The 18,819-nt window shown below is 43.9% G+C and carries 19 protein-coding genes and 2 tRNA genes; 4 read left to right on the top strand and 17 right to left on the bottom strand.

Going from position 1 to position 18,819, the window contains the following annotated elements; genetic code table 11:
* Nucleotides 1-37 precede the first annotated feature (37 nt).
* The 11 genes from Q0J48_RS02415 to Q0J48_RS02365 are packed head-to-tail and all read right to left on the bottom strand — an operon-like array spanning nt 38 to nt 10,894.
* Nucleotides 38-1,315, bottom strand: a complete 1,278-nt coding sequence (locus Q0J48_RS02415) for a hypothetical protein (protein ID WP_296241279.1) — start codon at nt 1,313-1,315, stop codon at nt 38-40.
* On the bottom strand, nt 1,291-1,896 hold the full coding sequence (locus Q0J48_RS02410) for a thiamine diphosphokinase (RefSeq protein WP_296241277.1): 606 nt from the start codon (nt 1,894-1,896) through the stop codon (nt 1,291-1,293). Before Q0J48_RS02410 ends, Q0J48_RS02415 begins: the two co-directional genes overlap by 25 nt.
* Nucleotides 1,893-2,552, bottom strand: coding sequence for a ribulose-phosphate 3-epimerase (gene rpe / locus Q0J48_RS02405; protein ID WP_296241275.1), 660 nt, complete (start codon nt 2,550-2,552; stop codon nt 1,893-1,895). Before rpe ends, Q0J48_RS02410 begins: the two co-directional genes overlap by 4 nt.
* Nucleotides 2,549-3,397 carry a ribosome small subunit-dependent GTPase A gene (gene rsgA, locus Q0J48_RS02400; protein WP_296241273.1) on the bottom strand — a complete coding sequence of 283 codons (849 nt, stop codon included), beginning with the start codon at nt 3,395-3,397 and terminating at the stop codon, nt 2,549-2,551. The genes rpe and rsgA overlap by 4 nt, the downstream gene beginning before the upstream one ends.
* Nucleotides 3,398-5,044: a Stk1 family PASTA domain-containing Ser/Thr kinase gene (pknB, locus tag Q0J48_RS02395; RefSeq protein ID WP_296241271.1), complete on the bottom strand. Its 1,647-nt coding sequence runs from the start codon at nt 5,042-5,044 to the stop codon at nt 3,398-3,400. It lies immediately after the preceding gene.
* 1 nt (nt 5,045) lies between these two features.
* Nucleotides 5,046-5,780, bottom strand: a complete 735-nt coding sequence (locus Q0J48_RS02390; RefSeq protein WP_296241268.1) for a Stp1/IreP family PP2C-type Ser/Thr phosphatase — start codon at nt 5,778-5,780, stop codon at nt 5,046-5,048.
* Nucleotides 5,777-6,823 (bottom strand): 23S rRNA (adenine(2503)-C(2))-methyltransferase RlmN, encoded by a 1,047-nt coding sequence (gene rlmN / locus Q0J48_RS02385; RefSeq protein ID WP_296241265.1) that lies wholly within the window; start codon nt 6,821-6,823, stop codon nt 5,777-5,779. Before rlmN ends, Q0J48_RS02390 begins: the two co-directional genes overlap by 4 nt.
* Nucleotides 6,824-6,861: 38 nt before the next feature.
* Nucleotides 6,862-8,079 (bottom strand): 16S rRNA (cytosine(967)-C(5))-methyltransferase RsmB, encoded by a 1,218-nt coding sequence (rsmB, locus tag Q0J48_RS02380; protein ID WP_296241264.1) that lies wholly within the window; start codon nt 8,077-8,079, stop codon nt 6,862-6,864.
* Between the two features lies 1 nt (nt 8,080).
* On the bottom strand, nt 8,081-10,228 hold the full coding sequence (gene priA, locus Q0J48_RS02375) for a primosomal protein N' (RefSeq protein ID WP_296241262.1): 2,148 nt from the start codon (nt 10,226-10,228) through the stop codon (nt 8,081-8,083).
* Nucleotides 10,229-10,251: 23 nt separating this feature from the next.
* On the bottom strand, nt 10,252-10,581 hold the full coding sequence (locus Q0J48_RS02370; RefSeq protein WP_296241260.1) for a hypothetical protein: 330 nt from the start codon (nt 10,579-10,581) through the stop codon (nt 10,252-10,254).
* 4 nt (nt 10,582-10,585) lie between these two features.
* The gene (locus Q0J48_RS02365; RefSeq protein ID WP_296241259.1) at nt 10,586-10,894 is read right to left on the bottom strand and encodes a hypothetical protein; all 309 of its coding nucleotides are present in this window, start codon (nt 10,892-10,894) and stop codon (nt 10,586-10,588) included.
* Nucleotides 10,895-11,018: 124 nt separating this feature from the next.
* Between Q0J48_RS02365 and Q0J48_RS02360 the strand changes: the two genes are divergently transcribed.
* Nucleotides 11,019-11,092, top strand: a tRNA-Cys gene (locus Q0J48_RS02360).
* Nucleotides 11,093-11,097: 5 nt separating this feature from the next.
* Nucleotides 11,098-11,185: transfer RNA gene (locus Q0J48_RS02355), tRNA-Leu, on the top strand.
* A 33-nt stretch (nt 11,186-11,218) separates the two neighbouring features.
* Here the strand turns inward: Q0J48_RS02355 and Q0J48_RS02350 are convergent.
* The 3 genes from Q0J48_RS02350 to Q0J48_RS02340 all read right to left on the bottom strand — a co-directional run bounded on the left by Q0J48_RS02350 (nt 11,219) and on the right by Q0J48_RS02340 (nt 13,962).
* Entirely contained in the window at nt 11,219-11,833 is a 615-nt protein-coding gene (locus Q0J48_RS02350; protein WP_296241258.1) for an alpha/beta hydrolase, read from the bottom strand.
* Nucleotides 11,834-12,724 (bottom strand): putative manganese transporter, encoded by an 891-nt coding sequence (locus Q0J48_RS02345; protein WP_296241257.1) that lies wholly within the window; start codon nt 12,722-12,724, stop codon nt 11,834-11,836.
* A gap of 80 nt (nt 12,725-12,804) precedes the next feature.
* Nucleotides 12,805-13,962: an AI-2E family transporter gene (locus Q0J48_RS02340; protein WP_296241255.1), complete on the bottom strand. Its 1,158-nt coding sequence runs from the start codon at nt 13,960-13,962 to the stop codon at nt 12,805-12,807.
* Nucleotides 13,963-14,036: 74 nt separating this feature from the next.
* Between Q0J48_RS02340 and Q0J48_RS02335 the strand changes: the two genes are divergently transcribed.
* Together Q0J48_RS02335 and Q0J48_RS02330 are read left to right on the top strand one after the other, a co-directional pair.
* Nucleotides 14,037-14,771 (top strand): RNA methyltransferase, encoded by a 735-nt coding sequence (locus Q0J48_RS02335; protein ID WP_296241253.1) that lies wholly within the window; start codon nt 14,037-14,039, stop codon nt 14,769-14,771.
* Nucleotides 14,758-15,621, top strand: a complete 864-nt coding sequence (locus Q0J48_RS02330; RefSeq protein ID WP_296241251.1) for a DUF4438 domain-containing protein — start codon at nt 14,758-14,760, stop codon at nt 15,619-15,621. Before Q0J48_RS02335 ends, Q0J48_RS02330 begins: the two co-directional genes overlap by 14 nt.
* Nucleotides 15,622-15,676: 55 nt before the next feature.
* Here the strand turns inward: Q0J48_RS02330 and Q0J48_RS02325 are convergent, their stop codons facing one another.
* The 3 genes from Q0J48_RS02325 to Q0J48_RS02315 form a co-directional block, all read right to left on the bottom strand.
* A complete protein-coding gene (locus Q0J48_RS02325; protein WP_296241249.1) occupies nt 15,677-16,381 on the bottom strand; it encodes a Bax inhibitor-1/YccA family protein in 705 nt (234 codons plus the stop codon).
* Nucleotides 16,382-16,394: 13 nt separating this feature from the next.
* The gene (locus Q0J48_RS02320; RefSeq protein ID WP_296241248.1) at nt 16,395-18,089 is read right to left on the bottom strand and encodes a hypothetical protein; all 1,695 of its coding nucleotides are present in this window, start codon (nt 18,087-18,089) and stop codon (nt 16,395-16,397) included.
* Between the two features lie 143 nt (nt 18,090-18,232).
* The coding region (locus Q0J48_RS02315; protein WP_296241246.1) for a His/Gly/Thr/Pro-type tRNA ligase C-terminal domain-containing protein at nt 18,233-18,819 on the bottom strand (587 nt) is incomplete at its 5' end.

Here is an 18,819-nt window from a genome sequence, read left to right as displayed (position 1 = left end):
AACAAAAAAACGACTTCGAAAGAAGTCTTTTTTTGTTTTAGGAACGAACATGCAGTGTTCGAGAAACCACAGGACTGTTGCGTTTCATAAATTCTTTCTGGAGCCAATCCAGATACGTGCCCGGTGAGATAATGCCACGCATGCTTAAGATATCCGCTCCCAGACAACCTAACATCCGATCGGTAAAGACCGCACAATTATCTCCCAATGCCCAATACGATTTAAACTTGCCCGATTTAAATTTATAGAGTTTTGCACCCGTCTTCGCATGCAATCGAGACGGATAATCCTCTTGATAGTCTAAAAGATGATCATATCCTCGTTCTTGTTCGATCAGGCAGTACCAGCGTTCCAAGTTGGTCTCTAAGGTTTTTAACTCCGCTTCCAACACTTCTTTTTGCGATTCAGACAAGGCAATCCCATATTCAAAGATCGTGTTGTTTTCCACTTCCATGGCATTCGGAATATAATCTTGCACCGGCGCCCGAAATAAAACACCATCGCCAATAGTCTGATTGAAGCGAAAAGAGTCACGATCATAATTCCCATAACTATAGACGATATCCCGATAAGCAAAACAAATATGCCCTACTTTTTGCAGGCCGTAAGGACCTACATGGACAAAAACTCGAAGATCCGTCGAAACCTTCCCCTCTTTTTGTTCCCACTCGACAGGCTGCCCCGCCTCTAAAAGCGAATTGATCGCATTCAGGGCCCAATCTGGAAAAAAGGCACAAAGCAAAGCCGGAAAGGTCAATCGAACTTTGCGCTTCCATTCGACCTTCGTCAAAGGATTGACACATTGGCTGGCATCCGAAAGAGCCCGAAATCCTAAGAGGATCAAATAGATCCCAAAAGCGCGTATCAAGCCCTTAAGTTCTTCCCGCGAAAGAATCAGGATGATTCCGATCCCCATATAAAAAAAGGTGCAGATCAACAAAAAGATCTTTCCTTTGACTTGGTTATAGATGTTGATCAATAGCTGGATCAAACTGGCCAAAGCGCTGACAAGACAATAGATCCCAAAAATAATCTGAAATAAGATCTGAGGAAAACTTTGATGATTGTATAAGATACAAAAGAACACAAAGGTGACCAAAGCCATCACCATATCGATCTTCTGTTTCTGGCGCACAAAGCGGACCCCCAACAATAAGGCCTGCGCCGCCACCACAACCAAGATCAGATCGATAAAGACATGATAGATCCATTGCGGTACCACGAACATCAAGAAGCCAAGGATGACCATCAAAAGACCCAGAAGCATATCCAGGATCAGTTCATCCCAATTTATGTGCGATTTGTCAGGATACACAAAAGTTTTCCTTTCTTTACCGTTACGATTCCCTGTTTTTCTTGGATCGTATTGGAAGTCGTATAAATATCTTGTACATGTAAGGCAGCATGCGACAAAGGATATAAAAATCCTTCTAAGCTCAAAATACTGTCTTCGATTGCCAAAAAAGAAACGTGTTTGAATTCATTCGATAAAACATGTTCCCCTTCCAAAAGCACAAAGACGCGCTGATCTTCTTCCCAGAGGATCAAATCATCATATCGGTACATCAAAAGACGAATATTTGCCAAGCTATGATCGATTCGTCCGCCCAATGCTCCCACTAAGATCAAAGGCGAAAAACCTCCCTGCCGGGCAATGGATAAGGCCAGCTCGCTATCGGTCTCATCCTTTTTTACCGGATGGATCTGAAGGGAGGTCTGTTTTTTTAAAGATGCAAGCGTATCGCGATCCATAGAATCAAAATCACCAATTCCATAGGATAGTTTTAACCCCGCTTCCAAGATTCGCAAACAACCGGCATCGATGCCGATATAATCAGCGTTTTCGATCTTCGGGATCTTTTGTGCTAACGGCGTGACTAAAACAGCAGGTCTCATCGTAAAAGACTTTCTACCTTTTCCGGGATATTTCCTTTAAAGACATAACTGCCGGCCACTAAAGTATCACAACCCGCTTCCACGGCTTTTGAGAACGTCTCCCCGTTGATGCCGCCATCGATCTCAATTCGATACGACAAGTTTTTTTCCTTGCGCATCTGATCGAGCCAGCGCACTTTCTCCAACATCCCTTCCATAAACGACTGTCCCCCAAATCCAGGTTCCACGCTCATGATCAAGACAAGATCCACTTGATCTAAAAGCGATTCGAAGAGTTCAATCGGAGTATTGGGTTTGACCACAAAACCACAAAGACATCCTAGCGAACGAATCTTTGCCAGCAGTGCCTGAATACGATCGAGATCATTATCCAGCGCTTCGGTATGAAAAGTAACACACTGAGCACCCGCATTGATAAAGATCGGTGCATACATTTCTGGATCACTGACCATCAAATGCACATCCATCAATTGATTTGCGATTTTCTTAAATCCTTTTAATATATCCGGTCCAAAGGTAATGTTCGGGACAAAATGGCCGTCCATCACATCAAAATGCAGCCATTGCGCCCGACTTTGATTCAAAGCTTCCAATTGAGCCTTTGTATCGGAATAATCTAAAGACAATACGGAAGGGGCGATGATTCGTTCATTCATTGAGATTCTCCTTTCACAATCTGTATATAATCTTCGTACATCGAAGGATTGATTTTTCCTTGTGCCAAGGCTTCCCGGATCGCACAATCCGGTTCGTGGATATGCCGGCAGTCATTAAATCGACACTGGTGAAGATAAGGGGCAAAATCTTTGATACACTGATCTAAATCTTTAAGATCCATTCGTGAAAAATCTAGACTGGAAAAGCCTGGCGTGTCCGCTACCAGCCCATTGGCTACGCGATGCAGCTCACAAAACCGAGTTGTATGCCGGCCGCGCCCCAATGCCTTTGAGATCGCCTGCGTCTGCAGCTGAAACGAAGGGTCTAAGCGATTCAATAAAGAACTTTTTCCTGCTCCGCTTTGTCCACATAACACACTGACCTTGCCATCGATCACCTGACAAAGTTCCTGATCATCACTTCCGGGCCATGTTGTCAGCACCGTATAGCCAGCTTTTTTATACCATTCCAAATCTTTCTGGACCAAATGAATATCCTCAATCAGATCTTGTTTCGTGATCACGATGATCGGCTCAACATGGGCCAAAGACACTAAAAGAATCAGACGATTGAGAAGATGAACCGAAAAATCAGGATCCTTCAGACTCGTTACGATCAACGCCTGATCCACATTGGCAATAGCTGGTCTGAGGAGTCGATTTTTTCTTGGCTCGATCGAGTGGATCCGATAAGCATCCTCCACCTTTTCAACTTGTACAAAATCACCAACCACGGGCGCCTTATCCAAGCGCAGTTTTCCGCGCGGCTTGGCGATCACCGATTGATCTTCTAACTGGATCGTATATTGATTGGATATAATTTTAATAATTCTTCCCTTTTCCATCTATTCTGTATACAGCGTGATATAGCTGTCTGACCCTTCCTGTACATAAGTGGTTCCGATCGATGGCGATACATCGACGATCGTTGAACCCGAACCCGAACGCGCAACAGCAATTCCCATCGCATTGAGTTCTTCATAAACTTCATCATAATTACGGCCAATCAAATCTGCGGTGATTTCGATTGACGGATACGCAGCCACCACAAAAGTGATCGTTGTTTCTTCATCCGGATCGATTCGATCTCCTACTTTTAAACCTTTTTGTTCGAGGATATATCCAGGATTGGTATTGGCCATCGCCTTTTCTTCCACCTTGATTTGAATATGGAGCCCTTCTTCTTTAAACTGAGCTTCGATATCCGAAAGATACTGTCCCGTGTAGTCTTGGATCAAATAGGTCGGTCCTTTACAAATCGTTAAAATGATGGAGTCTTCTTGACTGGCTTTTTGGCCTTCTTCCGGACTGACGGAGATCACATGATCAACTTCCACCGAATCGCTGGCTTCTTTCTCGACTTTGATCTGGTCTTGAGTGAATCCTGCTTCCACCAGTGTTTCTTTCGCTTCCTCTTCACTCATCTCAACAACATCCGGAATCGTGTACTGTCCAAATAAGCCGCCCAAAGAAATTGTTCCGCTCAAAGACAGGACAAAGAAAGCGCTGAGACAAACAATCAGGGCAACACAGATCCCCGCCAGCACCCCAAACGTTTTCGAAGAATGCTTTCTTTCTTTATCTTCTTTTCCAGTTTTTGATTTTGAAGGACCGGTTTGAGATTCTTGGGTCGAAGGATTCTTCAGCTGGAGACGTCCAACGCCTCTTTGATCCCGATCACGGCAATGTTCAAGATCATAGAGCATATCCGAGGCATGGGCATATCGTTCTAGAGGATCTTTTGCGGTCGCTTTTAAGATGATATTCTCAACAGACTGCGGAATGCTCGGATTAAAATCACGCACATAAGGCATCGAAACCCGAAGATGCTGGATCGCAATCTCCGTAGGTGTCTGTCCTTTGAAAGGGACGGTTCCTGTCAACAATTCATAAAAAACGATTCCTAAAGAGTAAATATCCACTTGTTCGGTCGGTTCCTTGCCTTGAGCTGTTTCCGGAGCCAAATAGTGAGCTGAGCCCATGACCGCATTGTTCAAGGTCAATTGTACCGAATCACTGGCCACGGCAATCCCAAAATCCGTGATCTTGATCGTTCCGTCATCTTTGATCAATACATTTTGCGGTTTGATATCGCGGTGGATGATATTTTTCTGATGCGCCGCGATCACCGCACCCACCAATTGTTTCATAATGTCCAAAGCTTCCGTAAAGTTCAGGGCGCCGCGCTGCATGATCAATTGTTTTAAAGTTCGTCCCCGGACATATTCCATGACGATATAATGCATCCCTTCGTATTCGCCGACATCATAAATATCCACGACATTCGGATGCGAAAGACGACTGGCAGCACTGGCTTCTCGCTGAAAGCGAACCAGGACCATCGGATCTTCCGATAGTTTGGATCGCAGCACCTTGATGGCAACCACCCGATCCAGGATCTTATCTTTGGCACGGTAGACATCGGCCATCCCGCCTTGCCCGATCAAGGACAGAATCTGATACCGATTGGCAATTTCTTTGATCATTGCCATACTACACGCCCTCTTTTTCCAACAAGACGATCGTACAATTATCGTAACCGCCTGCTTCTAAACTCAGCCGAAGCAAACGATCGCCTTTTTCTTCTAACGAACTATTTTGCGAGAGGACTTCACAGATCTTTTCGTATTCGACATACCCATGTAAGCCGTCACTGCAAATCAAAAGCCGTCTGTAATCTTCATCAATCTTATTCGTATCCACGCGATAGACATGCCATACGCCTAGAGCATTGGTCAATGTATTCTTCTGCGCGTGATGTTTTGCCTCTTCTGGTGTGATCTTTCCTTCTTTGATCAATTTAGCGATCACACTGTGATCTTCCGTCATCTGGATCAATCCATCGGAATACTGGGCATATAAACGAGAGTCCCCCACATTGAAAATATAAGTATGCTGCTGGGTGATCAGTGTTCCTACACACGTTGTTCCCATACCGCGTTCCCGACGACTCAGCATGCTTTGTTGGTAGATCCTGTCATTGGCCAGATCCATCGTCTCGCGGATCCAGGATAAAGCTTGGCCATCATTTTCAAAAGCTTCAACATTCAAAAATGCATTGCGAAACGTATTCACAGCCATCGCACTGGCCACCTCGCCGGCAGCTGCACCCCCGATCCCATCACAGACCATAGCCAGCAGGTCGTCATTTTCATTCTGTAAAACTAAAAAATCATCTTCATTGATTTTGCGAGTCATTCCCACGTCGGTATTCGCATAGATCTTCATTCCTCGTACCCTCTTTTCAATTCTTTGATACGCAATTGTCCGCAGGCGGCATCGATATCATTTCCATGTTCTTTACGGATCGTACAGCGGATCCCTTTTTTCATCAACTGATCATAAAAGACCATCGCCTCTTCATGACTGACTCCCTGAAATCCTTTTTCATCCACGGCATTATAAGGAATCAAGTTGACATAGGCATTATACCCTTTTAAAAGGCGGGCCAGCTGAGCGGCATGTTCCGGGCGATCATTAACGCCTTTTAATAAAATATATTCAAAAGTCAAACGACGATTATTTTCCTGGCAATAAATATCCAAAGCCTTCATCAAGGTCTCTAACGGATATGCTTTATTGATCGGCATCAAAGAAGACCGCAGCTCGTTATTAGGCGCATGCAGACTGATTGCCAGATTGTATTGTGTATGCTCATATGCAAAATCAATGATACGATCCGCTATGCCGCAAGTTGAGATCGTAATATGGCGAGAACCGATGCCTAAACCACGATCATGATTGATCGTAGATAAAAAATTCATGACATTCTCATAGTTATCAAAAGGCTCTCCGGTCCCCATCACGACAACATGACTCAAGCGATCCCCGGTCTTATCCAATTCTTTTTGGACAGCCATAAATTGGGCCACCATTTCGCCGCTGGTCAAATTTCTTTTTTTCTTCGTCAATCCGCTGGCACAAAAAGCACAACCCATATTGCAGCCTACCTGCGTTGTAACACAGATGCTCTTGCCATAATCAAACAACATCAAAACACTTTCGACCAGAGCCCCATCTTCTAAGGCAAACAGAAATTTGGTCGTTCCGTCATGCGCCACTTGTTTACGGATCATTTTTAAAGGAGAGATCCTGAAGTCTCGTTTTAAGATCTCCCGCGTGTCTTTGCTGAGATTGGTCATCTCATCCACCGAATCCACTCGGTTTCGATAAAGCCACTGAAAGATCTGATGACCGCGAAATTTTTTCCATCCGTAGCTTTCTGCCAGGGACTGGATCTGTTCGTAATCGTAATCGTATAGACTTTGCATAATATCCCTCTCAATTCACAAGAAAAATTATAACAACCTCAAGATTCTTTCTCAAGTTTTGCCATATAGAATCCATCGGCTTGATCATTAGGAAACAAGATCTTTTCTTCCACCAGTGAAAAATTCGGATGATTCTGTAAAAACGCCTGGATCTGTTTTTCATTTTCTTTTTTATTGATCGTACAAGTGGAATAGACGATCTGCCCTTTGGCTTTGACATGGGCCGCACACGATTCCAAGATCTTCTTTTGCAGCGGGATCAAAGTATCCATATCCGTTGACTGTAATCGAAGGCGTATATCCGGCTTTCGCGCCAGGACCCCATATCCGCTGCAAGGCACATCGCATAACACCCGATCGTAAAGTCCCAGATCCTCGATTGCTAAGGCGTCGCGAACCAAGGCTTTCGCTTGATGGAGGCCTAAACGACGGATCTCATTTTGGATCAGCTTGACTCGATGCGGATGAATATCCAGACAGGTCAAAGATCCTTGATCTTGCATGCGTTCCAACATCGCCATCGATTTAGTTCCCGGAGCCGCACAGGCATCCAACACATGCATTCCTGCTTGGGCATCGACAAAGCATGCGATTTGATACGAGCCCAGATCTTGTACGCTCATCTTTCCTTCACGATAAAAAGGATGATGGGCCACATCGTTTTGCGGATAGCGATAGAGATCCCCTTCAACATTTTCCCATCCCGCTTCTTCAAACTCTTGGAGGGAGGCCTTCAAAGGATTTCTCCGAACATAGACCGGCAAGACCTTCAAAGAGGCCCATGCCATCTGGGTAGTTCTTTCTTGCCCGTATTGCGCATTCCACATCCGAATCAGCCATAGAGGTAGACTGGTCTGGATGGCCAGGCTTTCCAAAGGATCGACCGGAAGTTGGATCTGATTTTTCTGGATCCGATGAAGCATCGCATTGACAAACCCTTTACTTTTGGGGCTGATCTGTTGACAGATCTGATTGGCTTCATCCACGATCGCATAAGCCGGCACCTTATCAAGATAGAATAGCTGATACAGACTCATCGCCAATAGGATGCGGACTCTTTTATCGACTTTCTTCTTGGCATATTGATCAATCGCATAATTCAGATATCCGTAGTTCTGGATCGTTCCATAAACGATGCGGGTCGCCAGGGCCCGATCTTTTTTAGGACAGGAATCGAGATGATCTCGAAGATAAAGATTGGAATAACTTTGATCAAGAATAATGGCACAAAGTGCCTGATAGATCCAATTTCGCATACTATTCCTCCAAACCTAAAGGATGCATATTGATGTCTTGTTTCACCGTCGTCTTTTTTGACAGATGATAATGCACTAAATCCCAGATTCGTTTGTTCAATAACGATCGGTCTTTGCATTTAACGACCAGACGGACTCGCGCTTTCTGTTGCCGCATAGAGATCGCAATCGGGCCCAAAACAACAAGATCTGACAAAAATTCTTTGGCGTCCTGTGCGATCTGCATCGCTTTGGACGGGTCTTTATGCATATAAATCACCGTACATAAATAAACATAAGGCGGATAGTTTCCAAGATGACGATAGGACATCTCTTTTTTAAAGAAAGCATAATAATCATGATCGATCACGCTTTTGATCACATAATGATCCGGATCAAAAGTCTGAATATAGACATGGCCTTCTTTTTCATGGCGCCCGCAGCGCCCGCTTGCCTGCTCCAGCATCGCATAAGCTCTCTCGGCACTTTGATAATCCATACGCATCAAAGCCGCATCCGCTTGTAAGATCCCGACAACACTCACTCGTTCAAAATCCAACCCTTTGGCAACCATCTGGGTTCCCACAAGGATATCTCCGCGATCGTGGAACTCTTTTAAGATCTTCGCATGGGCATTTTTCTTGCGCGTACTGTCCGCATCCATGCGCAGGATATTGGCAGAAGGAAACCGAAGTTTCAGCGTTTCTTCCAACTTCTCCGTTCCCATTCCCATATGATAAAATTCATGGCCATGGCATTGCGGACAAGTATGATCAAAAGCAAAGACTCTTCCGCAACAATGACACATCAACAGATCTTCTTTTTTATGATACGTTAAAGCAATCCCGCAATCGGGACAAGTGAATGTCTGATTGCACTGCGTACACTTCACGACCGGCAAATACCCTCGGCGGTTCAGCAGTAAGATCACTTGTTCATGGCGAGATAAAGCTTCTTCGATTGCCTTCCAGAGGGTTACAGATATCCCCTGTTCCACCTTTTCTTGTTTGAGATCCAAAGGATGAATACTGGGCATCTCTAAATAAATTCGATGTTTAAGCTCCACCAATTCATAAACCCCTTTATATGCCCGGGCATAGGAATCCAAGCTTGGGGTTGCCGAAGAAAGTACCACTTTACAATGATGATAAGCGGCCCTTTCCAAGATCACATCACGGGCATGATAGCGCGGCATAGAATCTTGTTTATAGGAGCCATCGTGTTCTTCATCCATCAAGATCAATCCCAGATCACAAAATGGCATAAAAACACTGCTTCGTGTCCCGACGACGATCGAAGCTTCCCGATTTTTGACCAAGAGATATTGTTCATATTTTTCCTGTGCATTCAAAGAGGAATGATAAATCGCGATCTTCGTTTGAAAACGGGCCTTGACCCGCTGGATCATCATCGGTGTCAGACCAATCTCCGGCACCAAAAACAAGACTTGTTTGCCTTGGGCCAATACCTTTTCTGCCAGTTGTAAAAAGACTTCGGTCTTTCCCGAACCGGTCACACCATGAAGCAGATAGACCGTCTTTTGTCCGTTTTCGATTTGTTCAATGGCATTTTTTTGTTCCAGGGTCAACGTAAAAGAAGTATCAGGGATCGATTCCAGTTCTACGTTGGATTCCTTGACTCTTTGTTCCAGGCGTAAAGCTTTTTTTTCAAACAATGGCCTTGCGAGCGTGATCGTCTTTCGCAAGACACTGGCCTTCATCGGCAGCTGATCGATCACACTTTCTAAAGCCGCTCTTTGTTTGGGTGTAAGATCTGCCTGAGGATCGTTGAGTACCGCCCAGTCTTCATAAACGATCTTCGCTTTGGAACTGGATGGTCTTAAAGCTGGCGGAAGCATGGTCTTCAACACCGAGATCACTGAACACACATATTGTTTAGAGATTGTCGTGGCCAAAGTCATCAGTTCATCGTTCAATAAAGGCTCTTTATCGATCACTTCCAAGACTTCTTTGATGGAAGAAATGCGCGGCTTGACATCGACCTTGGCGACAAAGCCGATCAAATCAACCGCACCAAAAGGAACACGGACACGGCAGCCTACCGAAACCGGTTCTTCGCAGGCATAAGTAAAGGTCGTATTGAGTTGTAAAGAATTATGTTCAATATAAACATCGATATAAGACATACCGATATTATACCATACGCCCAAAAGAAAAGACCGCTTGTGCGATCTTACTTTTTCTTTCCATATCCCTTAGGAAACAAGGAATCGGAAAAATCTTGAAATCCTTTTTTGATTTTTTTGATCCGCGGTGAATCGGAATGAAGAGCATAGACATGGATCCCGCCCCAAAGCAGTCCATAAAGAGAACAACGAGCGATATTCATCCAGCTGCGAACGATTTTAAATCCAAATCCAAACAAACAAAACGCCAAGACAAAGATCAGCAGATCACGCAAGATCCAGGAGATCTTATGGTTTTGATACATAGCGGTCACGGTCCAAGTTCCCCCAATGTAGAGGATGATAAAGACCGAACAAATCAAAAAATCACGAAGCATACTCTCACTCCTCATCTTCTGGATAGGGATATTTTTTCCTCAAGACCGTTACGATCACCGCAATCAAGACCATGCAGGCAAACACGATCAAGAACCAAACCGGGATCGATTGGGGAGGATCGCCAAAATCAGTTTCAAAGAAAATGACAAAGAAAGCTAAATAGATCAAGTTGACAACGATCAAAAACAAGAGCTTATAGCGTATCGGATGATATTGGATCAATTTGATGGATACAAAAGCACAATAGAACGACAAAGCCCAGCCAACGGCCCGCAAAACAAACAAAAGATTGATGATCATTTTTGTGCTCATCCGATGCACCTTCCTTCAATTTTTATTATAGAAGATTTGTATAATAATACAACAATTACCACCTCAGAGTGTGATAAAAAAAACTTGCATTTAAAGATGAATTCTCATATAATGATTAGGCACTGGTTCCGTAGCCAAGTGGTAAGGCAATAGACTGCAACTCTGTGAGCACCGGTTCGAATCCGGTCGGAACCTCCAAAAATGGGGTCGTGGCGGAATAGGCAGACGCAACGGACTTAAAATCCGTTGGGAGTTAATCCCGTGTGGGTTCAAGTCCCACCGTCCCCACCATTCAAAAAGAAAACTCGGGCAACCGAGTTTTTTTTATATCTGATAGATTTCTTTCAAAAGGTTCCCTACTGCTTCAGCATGATGATAAACCACATCATGGATCGCATCGGGTATATATTGGAATTGGGCAGATGGTACCGCTTCTTTGATCCATTGCGATGCCTGTTGATGGATCTTGTCCTGGGCCCCTAAGACGATCCAGGTTGGACAAGTGATGGCATCTATTCTCTTCATCTCATTAGGAAGCGATGCCATCAGATCCAAATACATCTTTTTCGAAATCGGCATTTGATCAAACACTTTTGAAGGTACCAAATGGGCTAACCGCTGTTGTGCTTTCTGAAAACGTTTCGACGTAGGAATCGAAGGTTCAATCAACACTAAATTTCGGATCCGCTTGGGATCCTGAGCCGCCAGATCCAGTGCCAGCATGGCCCCATACCCTTGGCCGCAAAGATCGAAAGGTTCTGCATACGAAGCACAGTGTCGAATCAAGCCTTGAAGCAGTTCTTCATAACTAGCGTGATCTTTGTCTAACCAAGAAGAAAGAGAGGGAATGCTGCAGCGAGCTTTATCTTGCATCACCTCTAAGACCGGATCCCAAAAAGCCGGACTTTCCTGAAAATCGTGTAAAAAGACATGAAACATCTAGAGAACCCCCCAACCATAAAAAAGCATTCCAAATAAAATGGCCGTGATCCATAAGATCAAGATCACCCAAAGTATATTTCGTTTATGCTCCTGATAGCGAAATAAGACCACAAGTCCTAAGCCGGCATTGGTGATCAGTCCCGCCAAAAGCGATCCAAACTGCAGCTGCCCGCCAACATATAACGAAGTCAAGACCACGGTGGCGGCACAATTCGGAATAAATCCAAATAAAGCAGCCAGGATCGGCTGAAAGATCGAATGCGATAAAAGAATCATCGACAGCTGTTCTTCTCCAATTCCTTCTAAGATCCAAGTCAAGACAAGCGATGTCACAAAAATAAACCCATAAATCTTCAAAGAACGAAGAAAAGCGCTGACCGGGATCGGATATTGGACATAACAACAAGGACACGCACTGGAAACACTTCCCTCTTCCAAGTCATCTTCCTCAACCTCTTCCATCTGTTCAAATGTGATGATCTTTTGACGAGGAAAAAGGACACGATCGACAAAGATCCCTACAGCACTGGCAATCACAAATTTAAGAATCAGGATCATTCCTAATGTCGAATATAGATCAGGCTCACTCAACAATATAGGAATGGCTTCATCGCTGGTTGCGATCATGACTGCGATCAAAGTCCCCATCGTGATATTTCTTTGTACAAAAAGCATGGCTGCCAAGATGCTGAAGCCACATTGCGGGATCAATCCCACGATGGCCCCGATGATGGGTCCATATTTCTGCAGACCAAAAAAGACTTTTTCATCTGTATTCTTTTGTTTTCTTTCAAATACTTCCAAGATCAGATATGTAACAAGCAAAAACGGAAACATCATCCATGTATCTTGAAAAGTATGTTCGATTCCATGATAAATAAAATTCATTCTGTCACCTGATTATTCATTATACTTCTCCAAAAAATATTTTCCAGTCATACGCAAAAAAAGATCCCGATACGGATCTTTTAAGAAATCGTTCCCTTTTTTTCAGTCACTTTAATTTTTTTCTTCTCCAGGCGCGCTTTAGAAAAATCTCGAACGCCCGCATAGATCAACGCAAAGACCGGCACACCCAAAAACATACCGACAACACCGGCCAGACCGCCGCCAATCGTAACGGAGAACAGGATCCAGAATCCGGAGATTCCTAACTGATCCCCTAAAACAATTGGTTTTAAAACATTGCCGTCGATCTGCTGTAAAACTAAGATAAAGATCGCAAAGACCAGAGCATAGAACGGATCGATCAATAACAGCAGTACGATCACCGGAATTGCGCCGATAAAAGGTCCAAAGACAGGAATCACATTCGTGATGCCGACCACAAATCCAATCATCGGAGCATAAGGAATCTGCAATAGAGATACCCCGATATAACAAGATACCCCAATGATGGAAGAATCAATGATACTTCCGACGATATATTTTTCAAAGACAAGTTTGGCATCTTCTGTCCAAGCCGTGATGAAATTGGCTGTGGTCTTATCAAATAAAGCATAATTTAATTCTTTGAGTCCCATTGTCAAGCTTTCTTTATCTAATAAAATATAGAAGGCGCTAACAAACGCAAGGATCAAATTAATGACCAGGCGAATCAGATTATACGAATAGTTGGCAATCTCCGGCAGATATTTCGTCAAAGTCGTTGTGATGGTATTCAACACATCCGTTTCATTCAAAGCTTTTTCAATACTCGATACCGAGACATTCCAGCTGGATCCCAGACTGATCACATACGTCACCAGGCGATCCCAATAAGCTGTAAAATTATCCGAAAACTGCATGGCGGAATCAATCAGACTCGGAATGATCGTTCCAAAGAACAATGCGATCAAGCACAAGAATAAGATAAAAGAGATTATGATCGATAACAGTCGTTTCTTCTTGGAACTAAACTTAAACGAGCCAAACAGCTTCTTTTCAAACCATCGGCTGGGCTTATGTAAAAGAAAAGCTAGAAAGATCCCCAAAAAGAACGGAAATCCGATCGAAAGCAAAAATTGAAGAATATCGATCACACGATCAAAATAGAAAAAGAACGCAGCAATCGCAACAGCAATCGATAGCGATCCCGCATAAACAAAGATCTTCTTTTTCATTTCTTCTGTAATTTCAAAATGCATTAACAATTCCACCTACTAACACAAAAGATTCTATCATATGGAAAGTATTTGGGAAAGGCTTTATAATAAGAAGCATGGAAATGATTTTTGAAGGACAGATCTCGGCAAAAGCCTTGATGGAAAGCAAACAAAGAAAAATCAAAACACTGATCATCCAAAAAGACAAACGCTCCAAAGACATCGGCTATCTCAAAGCACTGGCCGCCAAGGAACAGATTGTCGTCAAGGCTTGGCCAAGAGAACAAATTGATGCCTTGGCAAATTCAAAAAGCCACGGCGGGATCTTGATCGAAGCGTATCCGCGAACACACCATCCTTTGCCTGCCCAGAAATTAACAGGATATCTGTGTATGATCGACGGGGTGGAAGATCCATACAATTTAGGCAGTATTGCCCGCACACTGTATGCGAGCGGCTGCGAAGCCCTGATCTTAAAACAACGCGACTGGTCCTATGCCGAACCCACAATCCTAAAAGCCAGTGCTGGTGCTTTTGAGCGCATACCGATTTATTGGATCGAGAACGAAGAAGAACTCGTAAACTATCTCAAAACCCATCAGATCCCTTTAGTGATCGCCCATCGCGACCAGGCAAAGAGTGTATATGATTTTGCGTTTCCCGAAACGTTTTGTTTAGCAATCGGCGGTGCCTTGCGTGGTCTAAAGGCCACCTTGATCGAAAATTCCGATCAAAATCTTGTCTTAGATTATGGGCGCGAATTTCGATATGCCCTAGACACTGCCAGTGTATGCAGTGCCATCAGTTTTGAGATCGTCAGACAAAGGAGGAACAAATATGAAACTCAATAGAGACAAATTAGTTAAAATTGCCGTACAAGGACAAGTAGACCACCCAAGGATGAAAGGATATCGTGTCGGATTCGACGGAAAAGGCCGTATGCCGATCGGAACCGGCGGGATCACTTACTCTCATGCAATCGGCGATCCTTGTATGGGATTGGCCGGCGACCACGTGGAACCGGGCATTTCTTTGGCAAACCCCAGCAACGGTGAAAACCACGCACTGGAAACCTTTGCCTGTGTCGGAAATGAGGCCCGGATCATCAATGGTCCCAAAAAAGGAGAAATCGGCTATGTCAGCGGGACCCACGGCGGGATCGATCATACCATGATCTGTTTTGACAAATCGATCTTAGAAGAAATGGATGGCAATGAAACGATCTTGGTCAAAGCGTATGGCCAAGGCATGAAACTGTTAGACCATCCTGAAATCTATATCATGAATATCGACCCGGATCTGTTTGAAGCCCTTCCAATCGAAGAAAAGGGAGACACGATCACATTCCCCGTTGTTACGGTGATTCCTAGTTTTCTGATGGGATCAGGGCTTGGCTCCAGCACGATGATGGAAGGCGATTACGATATCATGACCCAAGACAAAGAAGCCAACAAAGCATACGGGATCAATGATCTTCGCTTTGGTGATTTTGTGGCCATTCTCGATCATGATAATGAATACGGTCCGCACTATCTCAAAGGCAGCATCAGCATCGGCGTCATCGTTCACAGCGATTCCTTTACCAGCGGCCATGGCCCCGGCGTCTGTGTGGTCGCCACCAGCAAGACCGGCAAGATCGAACCGGTGATCACCAAAGATGCCAATTTGAAAACATATATGGAAAACCTTCGAAGGAGATGATCTCCTTCTTTTTTTCAAAAAAAAAAGTCCTTAGATTTCTCTAAGGACCAAGGACTTAATCGCGGCTGCTTCCCATTCCCACCAAACGCAGGATATATAAGAAGATATTGATAAAATCCAAATACAATTCTAAAGCGAAATAAATGGATAACTTTTCACGCAAAACGATCGTTCCATCTTCTAATGTCATGATCTTATGCATTCTTTGAACATCCCAGATTGTCAATCCGGCAAAGATCACAAGCCCCAGCAGACTGAACATCCGAGTCATCGGACCAAATCCAAGCAGCCAGAGAATCGGCTGTGAAATGATCATGGCAAATAAGCCAGCCATACAGATCATGCCAATACGCGTCATATCTTTTTTGGTTGTGATTCCCATAATCACCAGACAGCCAAAGAAGAGCGCCGAAACAAAGAAAGCCACTCCAATCACACCCAAAGGATAGGAATAGAAGATCGAAGTCATCGTAATCCCCAAAATGATGGCATAGGCCAAGAACAGGATTTTCATCGTCCCGGCACTCGTATTACGAGCTAACGCGGATGAAAAAGCAATGACAATACCGAACTGCGCAATGATCAAGGCCAACATCACAAAGGGAGAAGCCAATAAAGTAAAGAACAGTCCAGTGACATATAAGCCAAACGATACCGCGCCGGTAACGAGCAGACCCAATGCCATCCAAACATAGCTGTTTAAAACCGACTTGCGAACTGTATCTTGTGAGTAAAAAGTTGTTTGATAATCATTAAACATGATATCATCTCCTCTATTTCATAATAAAGTCTAATAATTCTTTAGCGGCCACATCTAATCCTTCACGGCTGGAACGATCAAATCCCAAATGAGTATAGATTTCCCCGACAAAGATGCCGTTGTCTTTCATGCATTGGAACATCTTATCAATCAAAGGTTCACATAATTCTTGTTTCTGCATAGGACCAAACGGGTTCGCAAAATAAGTTGTCGAGATTCCCACTTCCTGGGTCGTTCCCAGAGCCATACGTTTGCCCAATTTACAAGTTTCTTTGACTTCTTCGATCGGGAGCTGCTTCAAGCCGAATTCATTGGTGTAATTGTTCGCATAAGCAAACAGATCGATCTTATGGTTGTGAACGACAACACGGTATGGACTGGCTGGCACAACCATCCGGGCATTCGGATTTTCCGGCCCCATGATCACAGAACGGTCCATATCACGATAAGGCGTTCCCGGATCCAAGTCATCCAGACGAATAAAGGCTCCGATCTCCGTTCCCTGTCCATAAGGAACGCCGTCTTCAATATGAATCGTACCCATATCATCAAAGACAACTTCAATATCGCGAATCAAATCTTTACCGGCCGCTTTCAAGGCTTCGATCGATTCCGATTTACCAGCACCAGAATCACCCATCAACATGATGCCTTTTTTACGGCCATCGTGTAATGTGATGTTCACAAAAGCACCGTGGATCGGCAGCCATCCGCGATTCATCATCGCCAAGTTATGCAAAGTCAAACACATCTTCTTCAAATATCCAAAATATTCCACTCTTGGATGATCACTGATGCATCCGACCCAGATATCATTGGCTTCATCGTGGTAGAACTGTGTCTCGTTTCGATCATCCGGGTTTCCATAGATACAGATCAAATCTGGTTTTCCTTCGGATTCTTCGCGCGTCGCCAATTCAAATAAGTTCGCCATACTTAAAGCAGAAGCGATATATTTTGAATTAAAATAAACAAAACATAACAGTTTTCCGACACGGCATGGGAAGCAGAACCAGTCTTCTGAATCGCCCGCAAAATAATTCATAGGGTTTTCATGAATCTCATTGATCACACCTTCTCTTTTACTGGATTTCGGGTGCAGGATCATCGGTGTGCGCAACATCACGGTATCAATCACCGGGATATCCATCAATTTTTCATATTGAGGATCCCAAAGATTGCGATGATGATGAACAGAGAAACAAGCATTGGTTCCTGCCTGTACCTGACGGTATACTACGTTTCGGCGATGCATTGCGCGTTCTTCGAATAAACGATACGTTCTCAAGAACAAACTGTTCAGCTGAGAATCCATGGCCACTAATGTGTTGACCCCAAAACCGTCACGAGCCTCACTGGACATGAACGCAAAACGCTGAAGCTGACGCCAGCTCTTATAAAACTCTTCGATCGTATCCAACAATCCTTCTTCATCCAAAGCATAGTCGTTGCGGATCTCATCAAGCTGGAACACCGATAACAAACGAAGGAAATGACTGAATTCTTCCGTTGCCGTTTCAGAATCATATTTTCCATCTTGTGTTAAATATCTATAAATGTCTTGATTCTTTTCCTTTTGTAAGGAAATAAAATACTGCAAAAAGACTTTTAAGGTCTTACTGGCCAAAAGCTCCTGACGATCTTTTGGATAAGCCTTGTTGTAATTCAAAATCACCTGTGTATTGCTGATACTGATTTTCTTTTCCATCTAAAATCCTCCTAATATAGCTATTTTAACCTAAGTAGAAATAAAAGTAAATTCATAAGAACGTTTGTAAACGTTTCCAGCCAGGACTTTGTCCCCGTTTTGAAGGCTGTACTTTCAAAAAAAGTTCGGAACAGAATCCGAACTTATGCAAAGATTTCATCGATCTTTTTCCAAAGATTCTCGATCGCGCATTCTTCCTTGATTCCTGTCGCACGATCCACGATCTCGACCTTGCCTTCTTTAACGCCTTTCCCCAGCGTGATACGGGTAGGGATCCCGATCAATTCCATATCTTTGAACTTGACTCCGGGACGTTCATTGCGGTCATCGTACAAGACATCATAGTGCTTCTTTGTACAATATTCATAAATCTGATCCGCTAACTGAACTTGTTCTTGATCTTTCAAGCTGATAGGCACGATCGCCAAGGAAAACGGTGCGATCTCACGAGGCCAGATGATCCCGTGTTCATCATTGTGCTGTTCCGCAACCGCTGCCATGCAGCGCTCCAAACCAATGCCATAGCTTCCCATCCAAACCGGCTGTAACTGATTCTTCGCATCTGTGTAGAACAGGTCCATCGATTGAGAATACTTAGTTCCGAGTTTAAATAGATTTCCCACCTCGATACCATGGGAGAATGTCAGTTTCTGGCCGCAAACCGGACAAATATCTCCTTCTTTGACTTGACAAAGATCGGCCGCTTTTTCATAAGTGAAATCTTTGAGAT

Source organism: uncultured Faecalicoccus sp., from assembly GCF_944325745.1.
GTDB lineage: Bacteria > Bacillota_I > Bacilli_A > Erysipelotrichales > Erysipelotrichaceae > Faecalicoccus.
Note: the sequence above shows the minus strand (reverse complement) of the source record. Positions and strands in the feature narration are given on the sequence as shown.